We start from the raw sequence: 15703 nt of genomic DNA, 5'->3' as shown, positions 1-15703 counted from the left end.
GCTTGCAAATCTTTAGAAATTTATTTAGAAAATTATTTTAAATTTTTTGAAAATTATTTAGAAACTAATAAAAAAATGGGGGAGACCTCTAATAATTTCTCCTGCCAAAAATTTCCAATTAAGAAAAAATTCACAGAGGCAAAAATTTTGTCAGCAAAAAATTTTTTGAAGATATTTAAAAAGTGCAAAAATTTTTCAGCCTTTAAAATTTTTTAAATAAAAATATCTGTTAGATATTTACTCCCCAACAGATATTATAGAGCCATATTATAAAGCAAAAAAAGAGAAGGATTACTCCTTCTCTAATTTTTTTCTATCTAGGATTTCTTTGAAACTTAGCTTTAACAATTTCAAATCCATCTGTGTTGATGTTAAATTGATTGTTGTCTTCTTTAATCCAGTGTGCCCTGTAAAGATCCTTCTTGTATAAGAAAGTGTTGCTTGCACAAAGAATATCTTCGTAAGACCACATATCCTTCTTGACATCTTTGTAAGTTATTAGATTCTTGTCATTGTTTATAATATAAGTCTTGTCAAGAACCCTATTGAAAGCCTTGTTAGAAACTGCAGCAACTTCTTCTCTTGGGATGAACTTGTCGCCTTCATAAGTTGCAAGTCCGTCAGTGTAAATCTTTAGCCAGCCTTCCTTGTAAGCCGCTTCGATTTCAGCCATTGCCCAGTGACCATCTTTAAGCTTCATGTGGTTGCCACTAACATCTCCAAGTTCTTGGAATCTCTTTAGAGTTGCAATCCATTCATTTCTTGTAATCTTATCTTGTGGCTTGAAGTTGCCATCGTCATAACCAGCAAATACCTTTGCTTCAGTTACAATCTTGACAGCTCTAGTGTACCAAGCTTCTCCAATGTCCTTGTAAGGAAGTTTGAAGTTTGCGTTGTACTTGTAGCCGTCTTCAACAAGTGCGTTGGCAAGAATTTGCGCTGCTTCAGCACGAGTCAAACCATCCTTAGGTCTAAAGTCGCCCATAAAACCTTGCATATACCTTACTTCTTTAATATAAGCATTGTCAGCAATTGGTACAGGAACCTTAACAATCTTTTCTTGAACTATAGTCTCGTACCTAATTTCAGGATACCTTGGAATATAAGGTAAATCAGGATAGTTAGGATTCCATGGTTTTGGATCCCATGGATTTGGTTTATCAGGATTTGGCTTATCAGGGTCTGGTGTTGGTGGAGTAGTAGTCTTTTCCCATATAGCTGTCAATGTTACATTAGCTGTTACAGTAATTGTAGCTCCTGGTTGAACTATTTGTGTAGTATCTCCTACTTTCCAACCCTTGAAAGTATATCCATCATTTGTAAATCCATTTGCCTTTACAGTATAAGTTCCTCTTGCATCTGTATCCGCTGCCATTGTTCCTGTTGCAGTTGAGCTACCTGCTTTATAAGTTACAGTATATTTTTTTGCAGGTGCATTATACGTATTTGTTACAGTTAAATTATCTTCACTATAACTTGCTGTATAATTTGCAGGTACATTTTCTTCTACTGCATAGTAAGTGAATACTTTTCCGCTTGGGTCTTGTTTAGCAAGCTTTTCAAACTTGTGAGTTTGTGTATCATCACCCTTAGCTGTTGTAGTAAAGCTACCTACCTTTTCTTGGAATACTTTGCCATTTAATCCATAACCTGTTCTCCAAAGTTGGATTTCTGTGGCTGGCTTTTCTCCGCCAACCCAAACTTTTGTAACAGTTACATCAATGATGTTGTCATTTGTTTCATTTTCGCCAGGTATTTTATTCTTGTTAGTAACCGTAATAGAACCATTTGGATTTTCTTTTGTTAATGTTTCTTTAGTCTTTGAATATTCAGCTTTATAACCCTTAGTATCTGTTTCTTCAACTTTATAGTCACCATAAGCTAATTTATCTAAAGTCTTAGATTCATTGGCGGCTAATTCAAATGTTTCCTCATAACCATAAGGTCCAGTTACTTTAAACTTAAACTTCAATGGCTCGCTAGCTGCTGGTGCTGGTGCGCGCATCATTGAAAAAGCTTTTAATGCCACTGGTTCATTTTCTAATTTCTTAGTAATAGTTAATTTACCAACCTTATCTGTACCTGGATCTGTTGAATCGCCTTTAAGCTTGTTAGTTAAGTTTAAAGTGCCTTCTCCACTTACGGTCCAATTTTCTTTTTCAGCTGGGTTAGTAAATACTTCTTTTACAAAGTAAATATATTCAACTCCATTAGCATCATACTTATCAACTTTGCTAAATGTTACGCTGTTATTTTCCAATGCAGTTGCTTCTTTAACTATTTCTTCAGTGCCAGCTTGACCAGCCTTTCTCCAAAGCTCAAATTTAACTTCTGGAGTTGTGAAGTTTGGAGTGTTACCTTCTGCGTCTTGCCAAGCCTTTGTAGCTGTAATGTCAATTTTTTCTTGTTTTGGTATAAACTTCTTGTAGCTTGCAGTGAAGGTTTCAGTTTTTACATAGCCAGTTGTTGGTACTGCTGGTGTCCACTTGTCAAAAGTCTTTTCTTTATCAGCTACAGCATTTCCGTCTTCATCTTTTACAGGCACTGCCTTAATTTCATCAAGCTTAGCCTTAAGATCTGTATCTGTATAAGGAGTTCCCTTTAATACATCTATAACTTTCTTTTGTTCTCCGTCAGCAGTTCCAATTCTACCTGCATCTGTTGCATCAAAAGTCAATCTTACATAGCCATCTTCTGGAGTATTTGTTGTTGGATCTTCGATAATTTTATCATAATCTGTATAGGCTGCGTAGAAGGTTTCGTTAGCTGTAGATAATACTTTTGTACCTTCTACTGCTGTTCCTTCGCTTGCCTTGTCTTGCCATTCTTTAAATGTTGCTTTTTCCTTAATAGGTGTTGCTATTTTGGCTTTGGCATCGGCAAATGTTGCGATGTCTTTCAATACCCATACATCTTTTGCATCTTCCATTCCGATTTTTCCACCGTTTGCATTAAATGTTACTTTAATGTAGTCGGTATTCTTTGGATCTTCAGTTAGGACTTTGTCTTTTTCATTATACTGAGCTGTATGAGTTGTATCAACATCATAGTTAGTCTTAACTGGAGGAGCCCATTCAGTGAATGTGTATCCGCTGTTTGGAGTAACTTTTGGTGCCGGTACAGTGACATCGGTGTTCTTTAACACCCAATAAGTTGTTGTTCCTGTCAAAGTTCCTCTTGCAGGATCTTGTGTATCAACATCTGCTTTAAAGTCAACTTTTACATAGTTTGTTGTATCTTTTGGATCTTCTGTAAGAACTTTCTTCAAATATTTTGCTGTAATTGTTGTTTCTTTTTCTGTAAATTTGTCTGTTACAGATTCTAGTGTCTTAACTTCTTTGTCCACTGTTGCACTAGGAGTCAACTTGTAAGTCCAAGCCATGTGTTTGTAGTCAACATTTGCCGTAAGCTTTGGAGCATTTAGTGTAACTTCTTTTTCCGGATTTACCCAGAAGATATAAGTTTCAGTGTTTGCTATTGAGCCATGGTCGCCAGCTACAAATGTTACTTTTACAAAGTTATCTGGTACATTTGGTTTATCTTCGCCCGGTTTTTGTGGAACAACATCTTTTCCATTGTAAGTGTAAGATGCTACGTGTTTAGTGTCCTCAGTATATTTATCTTTAACTGCAGGTGTCCACTCTTTGAAAGCATAGTTTGTATCTTTTACTTCAATTTCCGGAGTAATCTTTGTCTTATCAATCGTTACGTCCTTTAGTACCCAAACTTCTGCAGAGCCGGTTTTAATACTTCCTTGTGCTGCCGGGTCGAAAGTAACTTTTACATAATCCTTGTCTTTTGGATCTTTTGTTTCAATTATCTTCTTATATTGAGCCTTGTGTTCTGTGTCTTGGCTATAAGAAGTTTTAACTGCTGGATCATATTTAATAAATTTCCAGCCAGGATTTGCTGTAACTGTTGGTACATCAAATTTCACTGGTGTGTCTTTTAGTACCCAGTAAGATTTTACTGTTTTATCTTCTGGCAACTTACCATTGCTTTCAGCATTGAATTTAACTTCTACATAAGCATCAGTATCTGTTGTCGGTTTTTCTTCAAGTACTTTCTTTAAATATTTTGCTGTAATTGTTGTTTCTTCAGCTGTGAAAGTATCTGTTACAGATTCAAGTGTATTAACTTCTTTTGTTCCGTAAGTCCAAGCTACATGTTTGTAGTCGTCGTTCGCTGTAACTGCTGGTGCTGTTACTGTAACTTTAACTTTTGGATTTACCCAGTAAGTTGTTGTTGCATCTGCCGCAAATTCACCATTAGCTCCTTTGTCAAATACTACTTTTACAAAGTCAGCTGGTACATCTGGTTTTTCTTCTCCAGGCTTTTGTGGAACTACATTTTCTCCTGTGTAGGCAAAAACTGCATTGTGAGTTGTGTCTTTACTATAAGAAGTTTGAACTGGTTCTTTCCATTCTTTGAAAGCGTAATTTGTCTTTGCTTCAACTGCAGGAGTTTTTAATTCTACTGTTTCATCTTTTAGAACCCAGTATTCTTTTGTTTCACCGTCTTTAATCTTGCCGTGGTCTTTAGCAACAAATTCAACTTTTACATATTCATTATCAGGATTAGTTGTTCCTGGTACATTTGGTTGGTCTGGTCCTGGAACTACTTTCTTCTTATATTGAGCTGTAATATCTGTATCTACAGCAAAAGTGTCCTTTACAGATGTTGTTGCATCTGCTCCACTTGTTGTCTTATTTTGGCTATTTACGCTGTAAGTCCAAGCTGTGTGTTTATAATCTGCATTTGCTGTAACAGCTGGTGCTGTTAGCGTTACTTCTTTATCTGGGTTTACCCAGTAAATAGTTGTTTGAGATGCAGAGATAAGACCGTGATCGCCTTCTTTAAAGGTTACCTTTACATAGTTGTCAGGAACTACCGGCTTATCTTCGCCAGGTCCTTGGGGAACAACATCTTTTGTAAATTTATATTGAGCAGTGTAAGTTAAATCTGTTTTGATTTGAGTTGTCTTATCTAATGCAACATCACTAGCATCTTTCCACTTAGGATCTGCTACTTCATAACCAGTATTTGCAGTCACTGTAGGTTCAGTGATGTCATTCATAGTTTTTACAGAATCTGCCTTTGGATTTACATAATACTTTGTTGTACCACCTAGAGTTCCATGATCACCAGGTAAAAACTTAACAGTTACATATCCGTCTGGCTTGTCAGTATCATCGTCTGGTGTTGTGTCTGGAATTATGTCATCAAGTCCTGTGTATTGTGCTGTGTATGTTAAATCCTTTGTGATTTGTGTAGCTGTATCTAATGCAGCATCATTAGCATCTTTCCACTTAGTATCAGCAACTTTAAATCCTTGGTTAGCCTTAATAGTTGGCTGAGTTATATCTGCCATAGTTTTAACAGGGTCTGCCTTTGGATTTACATAGTATTTTGTTTCACCATCTAATGTTCCATTAGTTCTAGGTTCGAAAGTAACTGTTACATAACCATCTGGCTTATCATTACCAGTGCTTGGAATAACATCAGGAAGTTTTTCGTAGTAAATCTTGATAGTTGCCTTGTTATCCATGGCGTATTTTCCGTCTTTAGGGTTTAGTTCAATTCTGTTGAACTTATAGCCTATAAGAGTAGGTGCTGTTTTTGCTGTAAATACATCAGATGCAATTTTTTCATCTAATGTGCCTTCTTTTTCTGTTGGATATTTTTTATCTAAAGTTAATTTATTTCCTTCTCCATCAACGTCTTTTCCGTCTTCAGTGGATATAAATTTAAACTTAGCATCAATTTCCTTGCCATCTAAGTCAAGATAGGAAATTAGGGCACTTGCTTTGCCATAGTGGGCATAGAAAGTATCTCCTGTTGGCTCATACGTTTGTGAATCCCAGCCTTTGAATTGAATTTCGTAATCATCGCCAACTGCTGAACCTTTATCTGCCTTGTCTTGCCATTCTTTAAAATCAAAGCCATCTTTTGTTGGGTTGCTGTATGCTTTTTCAAATTCATCCTTGACTTCTTTAAAAGTTACTTTTTCAACAGTAGCGTCGTTTCCGTTAAAGTATACATAGACAATTTTTTTATCTTTAGGGGCTGCTTCAAATTTACCTGTATTAGCATCAAAGATAACTGGGAAGTATACATTAGGATTTTTTGGGGTATCTGTTGTTACTTTCTTAAAGTAAGAGTACTTAACTGTATCTAGATTATCAGGATCTGATGGATCATTATAGTGTTTACCCTTAATAGAATCTCTACTACTAAAGATATATCCCTTAAAGTCAGGTCCTGGTTTAGGAAATTCTTCATCACGTGCCTCACTATTTAGTTTGCCTTCTTTTTTTGAAGGGTAGTCTACTCCGTCTTTATGATAGTCAGCACTAATTTCATTGCCATTTTCATCAACATATGCAATCTTAATTATGCCTTTTCCTTCTTTGTCATATTGGGCTGTAATTGTAGACGCTTCTGTGAATTGATGTCTATCGGCAAATTTGTATTCGGTATCTGTTCCATCAATTAGCCATTTAGTAAAGACATAGCCATCTGTTGCTGTCGGATCTGATCCTGGAATAACAACTTTTGCGTCTGGATTTACATAGTAGTAAGTCTTTTGTGGGTCTTTAGCTGTTGTTGTTGGATCTAGGGTTACTTTTACATATCTATCTGGAACGTAGAAAGGCTTGTCTGTCAAAGTCTTGGCTTCGTAAATATTTTTAATAACTTTTATAGGAATTTCTACTGTTTGGCTTGTACCATTTGCGTGAGTAACTTTTGCTGTTACAGTTTCTTGTCTACTAGGTTTATTGCCATCATCTTTTTCTTGTAACTTTCCATATAGATAATCTTTTGCTTCAGCATCTGTTTTATATTCATTTGTTCCATCAACTATTGCAAAAGTATCATCATTTGCTAATGCTTGTGGATCTCCATTTCCGTTTTTAATCTTCACTTGTTTCTTTAAAGTATCAAATGTAGGGATAAAGTCATTGACATAACCTGTTCCATCTTTAAAAGATTCTTTTACTTCAAGCTCTTCGGCAACGATGTCGTTATTGTCCCAAATTGCATAGAAAGTCTTTGCTTCTTTTATATTTTTAAAGACTTCATCCGTTACAGGAGTTTTTCCACCTTTTGTTTCTGACCAGCCCTTAAAAGTCTCTCTGTCCTTTGTGGGATTTTCAGCCTTGTCAGTTAAAGTGCCATCATAGTCAACTTCTTTTACGATCTTTGTGTCAGTATCAGGAGCTTCATAGTTTGCAAACTTACCGCCATTAGCATCAAAAGTCACAGGGATAACTTCTGTCATAGTAAGCTTTCCACCGTTGATGACATCATATTTGAAGTCGTATTTAAACTTATGGTCGACTGATTTAACAGTTTTATTTGCTGTATCAAAAGTCAAGCCTGTAGTAGTTTCATCAATTTTTACATCCGGAGTTTTTTCTAGATAATATGATATTACAAGATCAGGGTCAAACTCATTGTACCAGTCTCTTATAATTTTAGTATCTTTATCGTTCCTTGGTAATTCTACACTGACTGGAGAAACACCATCTCCTTCATCATCAAAAGCAAAATTAGCCTTCATGTCTGGTCTATCTGCTTCAACCACACCTGTATGCCATTCAGATTTAAACTTGGTAGATGCGATTTGTTGGTAAGTGAGTCCTAGTGTTATATTTGCAATTATCTCTCCGTCTGCATTTTCTGGTGAAAATGTTGGTGAAGATCCTTCGGTTCCAAAAATTACTTCAGTCAATAGTTTAACCTTATCTGAGACTCTCTCATCAATTCTTACTTCATATTTGTAAGGTTTCAAACTCTTGGAAAATAAAGGTAATTTAGTTGGATTACCTGCTCCATCAGACCAAGTATACTTTCCTCCTTTAGTAATTTGTAACATATAATATAAACCAGTATCTGTGCTTGATTCCTCATCCATTTGCCTAAAGATTATTTGGGCAGGGTTTGGATTTCCGTTTTCATCTACTCCAAATATTTCATTCCATTGGAAGTCATTTCCGTCAAGTCCTTTTAGATCTAGCTTTGCACTTACATTTCCAAAGTATTTTGGCTTATCCGCGTCCTTTGGTTCGTTGTTGTCTCCAAAATATGGTCCTGAACTAAATAAACTAGTTCCAATATTAATTGGCCCTTGCTTCCTGTTTTTAGCCGCAATCCTATTTAATTCGTTCATTATCTTTGCATCATAGCTTTTTCCATCTATCATACCGACTTTAACATATTTGTCTTGAGGAAGTTTTTTTTCTTCCTCAGCAAATATATTTTGTGGTATGAGAATTTGCAATATCATTATCAAAGCTAAGAACAAAGAAGTTATTCTCTTGCTCATTTCTTTTGTCATTTTACTATATACTCTCTTTCTTCAGACTTAATACCATCTTTAACTGCATAAATCTTAATTACATCATCTCTTTTTAATCCTCTACCTATTACTTTGTTTATATAGAAGATGTTCATACGTCCTCTTTTAGAAGCTTCGATTCTTGTATTATTTGGTATACCGTCTCCTGTTATTTCAAGATATCCCTTAGCTCCATCTGTCAATACACTAATGATAATGTTATTTGCTTTTGGCACTGGTCTACTTATTTGTATATCTGGTCTTTCTTTTTCTTCTTCGCCAATTATTGTATCTTGTTCAAATTTCCATTTACCATTTTCATATGTCCACTTATCATTTTCACCTTTTGTCATATCCCATGATTTAAACTCATAGTCATTAACTTCATCATTTTCTAAGGTTAATTTGTGAACAACTGGTGTGTCAATTTCTACATCTGTATTAGCTTTTACATAGAATTTGCTATCGCCAGTCATGAAGGCTTTGTCTTCTGGAACTTTAAATTGTACTAGAACCATACCCTCAGGTTTTTCTTCTTTAATTTGTTCTTCATCGGTAACTGCGGGATCTACTGGTATTACATCTGCTATTGGTTCGTATTGTGCGATGAACTCAATTTCTGCTCCTTCAAGTTTAAGTTCTTTGTCCCAACCGTATTTAGGTGCTTCGCCTTCTTGGTCTTGTTTTACCTTGTAGTATTTTGCTGGGGCAATTTCTGGGACTTCTAGTCCTGCTGCTTTTGCTTCTGCAAAGCTTAAATCTTTTGCAACTTTGTAAGTTACTGGACTTGTTTGTTCTGTGTCAGCAAGTTTTAATTTACCATGTTGACCTTCTTTGAAAGTTACTTTGATGAATTTTTCTGTATCAATAGTATCAGTATCAGTAATCTCTTCAACTGCATTTGTCCATTGTGCGTGTAAGACTAAATCTTTGTCGATAGCTGTGTTTTCAAAATCAAAGTATGTTGTGTCACTTGCATTTTCTTTCCAGCCTAAGAATACAAAGTTTTCTTTTGTAGGATCAGTAGTTGGCTTTGTTGCGTGTCCATTGTGTTCTACTTCTTGAGTTGTTGGAACTGGACTGCCACCATCTGTAACAAATTCTACCTTGTGTTTATCAGTTGTCCATTGTGCTGTTGCTGTTGTATTTTCATTTAATGTTACTTCATCGCCTGCTTGATAAGTTTTATCTCCTATCTTCCAACCAGCAAATGTCGCATTTTCTTTGCTTAGATTTTCTGGTCTTGCAAGTCTTACGCTTGTTCCATGGTCTACTGTAACTGCATTTGGAACTGTTCCTTCAGCTCCACCTGCATCATAGGTCAAGGTAATTTTTCCTAAGGTGAACTTTGCTACGTGTTCACGGTCACCCTTGATCGGATTAGTATAGTCAATTTCTTCAACCCAGCCGGTAAATCCGTAATTGTCATTTGCCTTTGCTTCTGGAACAATTAACTCATCCGTAGCGCCTTGTGTTGCCTTATCTTTATCAACTAGTTTGATATTTGCTTCGGGGTTAACGTAATAAGTTTTATTGCCGCCGACAACTTCGCCATTTTTTCCGGCGATAAATTTGACAGTGACGTAGCCTTCAGGCTTTTTCACATCGTCGCCTGTTTTTTCTACTATATCTTTTGACTTAACAAAGTTAAATTCGTAAGTTTTTTCTTCTGTAATCTTTTCAGATTTTATTTCTGGTGACCATGTTCCACCATTGGATGTATATCCAACACTTGGTTTTTTTGTAACAGCTTCTGCTTGGCTTGTCATATTAACTTCTACTTCAGGTGATACATAGTAAACTAGGTCGCCGGATAGACTTCCGCCTTCGCCTGCCTTGAAGATTACTTTTACATAATTTTCAAGTGCTTCTTCTGGTCTTGTGCCATCTGGTTTAGCAGGTACAACTGGTTCGTGTACTTTAACTTGAATTTCTACAGGCTTTTCATTTGTTCCTACACTTGAACCGTCAGTATATTCAACGATTACTTTAACCTTACTTTCTCCCGGTTCATCAACCTTTGGATTTTCAACTATTTTTACATTCTTAATAGTTTTTCCTCCAGGCGGAGTAATTTTATCTTTGATTTCATCTACTGTTGGAGTCTTGCCTTTTGGTGTGTGAACTTTATCTGCAGTAGGATCTATATCTTTTATTTCTTTAAAGTCTATAGAGTATATTGCAATGATTGTAGTATCTTTTTCAAATTTTCCTACTATCTTGTCTGTCCAAAATCTTGCTGTTTTTTCATTAGATTCCCACTTAGAGAAATTCATTGTATAATCAACAGTTCCCGGATATGCAGGGTCTGCTGCTACAGTTTTACCTGTTGGGTTTGTTACACCAATGGTTACATCTGCCGTCGGGTTCACCCAGAATGTTTTTTCAAAAGCTGTATCATCTGTAGCTTTATCTGTTGTTTTAACTATAACTTTTACATAATTGTCCGGTACTTTTGGCTTGTCTTCGCCTTGTTTTTGTTCTACTACATCCTTAGCATCACTTGGACTAATTACTGTATTTTCATTAAACTTGTGTCGCTTTCCAAAATCAAAGATTCCGTTTTCATTTTGGATATCTTTATCTGCTGTCCAATTGACAAATGTTGATGAGCCTTCCGTTTTAACTTCCGGAATTTCCACCCAGGCATTTTTATTTACATAGTAAATCTTGTCGTCTTTCGCATTAAAGTCTTTGCTTGCCTTGATTGTAACCATTACATAGTCGCCAGTTACATCTTTTAATCCACCGTCTTTAGCTTCTTTACTTTCAGCTTCCTTTAAGAATAGTGGTTTGTCGCCAGCCTTGTTTAGTGCTTCGTAAACATTTTTGTAAACTGTAATTGGTATAGTTAGTTCTTGTGGTTCTTTGCCGTCTTTGAAAGTAACCTTGGCCTTAATGTTTACTGTACGAACAAGCTCGTCCTTGTCGGCAGCTTTCTTTTCATTTACTAAATCATAAACTTGGTCATCTTTTGTTAGTTCATTGCCATCTGGGTCAAATAACTGTATTTTCGCTCCTTCAGGAAGATCTTTTACCTCGTCTTTTTCTCTCCACTCAAGTTGTTTCTTTAATTGATCAATAGTTGGAGCAAAGTCATTTGTCCAAGTGCCATTCGGATCTTTAAAAGCTTCTGTTCTTACTAGACCTTTTGCACTTAAGCCTGACCATTCAAAGTAGGCTGTAAATGTATGAGCTTCATTAATAATTGTATTTTTGTTTAATAATGGACTATTGTTCCACTTAGTAAATTTCTTGCCATCATCTGGTGTGATGTAGTGCTTTTCTGCATCTGCAGTTTCGCTTTCTGCTAATTCTTTTGGAACTGGAAGTAGGTCTGATTTTAGACCCTTTATTACATCGTAGTTAAGTTCTGTAATGTCTTTGCCATTGGCATCTTTACCAAAGGATCCACCCTTGTCAGCCTTAAAGGTTACTCTTACATAACCATCTGGTGTCTTTCCATCTTTCGGTACTTCGATTACTCTTACGTCTTTATAATAGAAGGTAATTTCATCCTTTCCTGTACCGTTGATGCCTAAGAATTCATTTGTTTTTTCATCAACGTCGAAGAATAATTGTTGTTGTGGTGGGCTTGTTAAAACCCAACCTGGGATTGGTCTATAGTTTCTTGCGTCATAGTGACGGTTACCATTAGTCACAAGTTCTTGGTCTATAATGGCTCCGGCTTTTTCGTTTTCTTTGCCTTTAAAGTTTTCGTCTATATAGTTGACCTTGTATTCTCTTTTTCTAAATGGGCGATAGAAGAATTTAAATATATTGTTTTCTGCCTTAGGATTATCTTCCATTTGACCAGTTTCTGTATTTAAAATCTTTTCTGGTTCAACACGGAATTGTTGGAAGAAGGTGTTGTCTCCCTTTACTCTGCCGTTATATTCTTCATATATATTCTTTAAATCCTCAGGTAATTTTTCCATAAGCTCATCATGAGGTGCAAGTATATATTCATCGTCTTGTCTGTCTCCAGTTGTAGCAACTAAATAGCCTGCACGTTTGTCTTCTAGTGTGTCTTCTAGTTTTTTAACTAGTTTATAATCCTTGTCCAACATATAGTGTTCAATTTTAATATCTACTCTTTGGTTAGGAACCCAAATTGCCTTTAGATAAATTGGAGATACAACATCGTTGCCGAAGGAGTAAAGTTCTGGAACTTTATAAGTTTCGCGGTAAGAGTTGTCAATTTCATCTGTATAGTCGCCTGTATTGGCATCCTTCTTATAGCGGATTACTTCCCAACCCATAAAGTCGTAGCCCTTCTTTTCAGGTACAAATTTTGGCTCTACTAGTTTTTGTCTTTGGATAACTGTAAAGACTTGCTTGTTGCCATCACTCTTTTCTTTTATCGGGAAGGTTTTTATTTCTTCTTGACCTTTGTCCCCTACTTGTATAGTTTTACGCTCTGTAGTTAAATTTTCTGCCTTTATTGTCCTTAATCTTCCTCCATCTGGGTCGAAAGTTACCTTCCATTGGTAGTCAGGTTCTCCCCACTTAGCGTAAAGGTTAAGAGCGTGAGTAGGCATTGTTTCCTTTGGATTTTCCCAGATAAGTTTTGTGCCGGCAGGGTCTAATGCCCAGCCCTTAAAGACCATTTGGTCTGAAAGGTTGTCTGGTCTTTTGACCTTGAGTTTGCCATCTTTTGGATCTGTGAAAACTAGGTCTTTTAGGCCTAATTGCTGTAAGTTTTCTGGATTATCCAATAAGTTTTTTGGACCTTCCTTTGTATCTACTTTCTTATACTCATCATTTGAATCTACATCAGGACTTAGGGCCTTGAGTGGGAATTCATAGAAGGTATCTAATTGATTTGTAGAATTAAAATAACTATCATCTCTAATAATTGATGGGTCGTAGTTAAACCTTAGTGGATACTTGTTACGTTTGTAATGGAATTGTAGGTATCCGTTTTCTGTAAATTCTTGACCACCTTCCTTTACGTCGCCATAGTCGTCGGAATCGCTAAAGAAGACTGGTATAAAATCTAGTTGACCTATAGGAAGTTTAACACCTTGGTTGTTATAGTATGTCCCACTAGTGTTAGTAGTTATTTCATCACGCTCATCGTTTAGGTCATTAATTTCTTCTTCATTTACACGTCCATTTTCCTCACTACCCTCACGGATTACCGGCCATGCACTTTGAGGATTACCAGGTTCATAGTCATGAGGGGTAAAGCCTTGTACTATTGGATATCTGTGGCCATAGTTCAGAGCGGCGGTGTCCGCCTTGGTTCTAACAAGGTCATAACGGATGATGGTTTCTCCATCCTTAAAGCCGTCCATCCAAAAGTCCATGTGGTGAGGAATAGAAGGATGATCCTGCTTTATACCGAAGGAAAGGGTCCTAAAGTCAAATTTATCTAAATCGATTGTTGTGCCGTCGCCCTTGTCTATATTCTTTGTATAGCCGGCCCAATTATCATAGTTATCCATGTCTAAAAACTCATTTGCATTTAGTCTGTATGGTGGCGTGTCTAAGTGAAGGGGCCAATTAGGTACTTTATAGTTTGGTCCCCAGCCGAAAGATTGGTAGCCCGGTGTGAAGCCCTTGGTTTGTTTGGCATCGTTAGGCCACTTATACATCATCTCATTGAATCTTGCCTTGTAGTGGTATGGCTTACCAGGACCGCCCAACATGACAGCTTCTCCTTTTGCCGGATCGTATCCCCAAATTTCAGGGTAGATGGTGTTTTTTTCAGGTTGTGCATTGGACTTAGTAAAGTATAGGTCGTATACTTGCCTGTCGTAGTAGATGTTGTAGACAGTCTTACCTGTTGCTTCTACAGATTTTACTAGGTTTACATCCTTAGGGTCCTTGTTTTGGTCATGAGTTAAATCTTGGTTATAGACATAGAACTTGTTTAGATAAAGATCATGTCTACGATTAAATTTTTCGCCATTCCATATCTTTTGTAAACGTGCTTGGTCTAAGTCAGGAAAGACTACGTCTGTTACAGGTTCATTATCGAGGTCTGGCCTCATACCTGTGTCTTGGTCTTTATAAACACGAGTGCCCATATAGTCGTACTTATCCATTAGACTTGCACCATCGGCGTGGTCTGCTTTTTCTACCCAGAATTGTACTGCATAGTCTGCCTTAGGTTTGTCTTGCCATACTGCTGTAAAGGTGATCTTGCTTGCTGGCATTTTTAGATTTACATCAAGATCATTAACAGGGTTGCTATGCTCTTCTTTATACTTAATTATTTCATCTGCCTTAAAAATTTTACCGTTGCCGTTTTTTAATTCAACTGATGGTTTCCAGCCTTGGAATATACATCCTTCTTTTTTAGGAATATCTGCTTCGGCAATTTTAGGAATAGTTTGTTCGTAGTAGAGGGTGCGGCTTGGAACTGGTGTTCCACCTTTTGTGTCAAAAACCACATCGTAGTGGGCACGGTTGTAGCGGTATTCCAAGATAAAGTTTTCAGCATTTTCTGGAACTTGCATAGTTATAAAAGGTGCTTCCGGAACAAAGCCCTTTCTATTAGGGTGTTTGTCTTCCAAGGGGCTTACTTCCATAGTGGAGCCGGTGTTTCCATTTTGAGTGGTAATAAGTTGTCCTTCTTCTCCAACAGTGCCATCGGGATTGGTGTACTTGGCAAAATCATGCAAGTCTTGGAAGACGTGCTTGATTGTAATGTCGTTGGCCTTAGCCTTGTAACGAAAGTCTTCGTTGGCTTGGTATCTTATTCCGTTAGTATCATTGCCTGTTTGACCTTTGCCATCAGCTGCGTCCTTCACCTTGTCGTAGGTGATTGTATATGAATCATCTAATTGTGACTTGTCGTAGCCTGTAAGGTCTGGAAGTTTAACTGTTTTATTGACCTTAGCTTTTTCCTCATCACTTGCAGCTTCACCTACACTTGCAATATAAGGTTGGTAGTCAACTTCATACTTCTCCCCTCTTTGCACCTTGTAGTCTGTGCGTAGGGTATAGATAGCTGGCTGGTCTGGATTCTTTATTAAATCCTCAACCTTTTGTCCTTCCTTTAATTTTGCAGGGTTAACAGGTGTTAGCTTGTTAATAATTTCTGCCTTATCCTTTGTTAAATCCTCATGATTCACCTGGGCAAAAGCTTGTAATGGAACCGACAATAACATTAGCAGAGCTAATATAAATGTCATGGTTCTCTTCAAATAATTCTTCATATCTTCACTCCTTTAACTTCCGAATTAATTATTTTGAAAATAAATTTTTATATAAAAATAATAATCTATACCTAAATTATACTATACATTTACCTAGAATAAAACCATGGAAATGTTTATTTTTCGATTTATTCCTGTATTTTTTTCATTTCTCACCATAAAGAAAAGAGAATGAAATTTTTTTCACTCTCTT

Annotated in this window: 2 protein-coding genes; both read right to left on the bottom strand. The window is 36.6% G+C overall.

Annotation, left to right across the window (positions count from 1 at the left end; translation table 11 throughout):
* Positions 1–313: 313 nt before the first annotated feature.
* Positions 314–8341 (bottom strand): InlB B-repeat-containing protein, encoded by an 8028-nt coding sequence (locus HGPG_RS07110; RefSeq protein WP_020693782.1) that lies wholly within the window; start codon positions 8339–8341, stop codon positions 314–316.
* A complete protein-coding gene (locus HGPG_RS07105; protein WP_020693781.1) occupies positions 8338–15510 on the bottom strand; it encodes an InlB B-repeat-containing protein in 7173 nt (2390 codons plus the stop codon). The genes HGPG_RS07110 and HGPG_RS07105 overlap by 4 nt, the downstream gene beginning before the upstream one ends.
* Between the last annotated feature and the right edge of the window lie 193 nt (positions 15511–15703).

Origin of the sequence: Peptoniphilus grossensis ph5 (assembly GCF_000311825.1) — a bacterium.
GTDB classification, from domain to species: Bacteria; Bacillota; Clostridia; order Tissierellales; family Peptoniphilaceae; genus Peptoniphilus_A; species Peptoniphilus_A hominis.
Note: the sequence above shows the minus strand (reverse complement) of the source record. Positions and strands in the feature narration are given on the sequence as shown.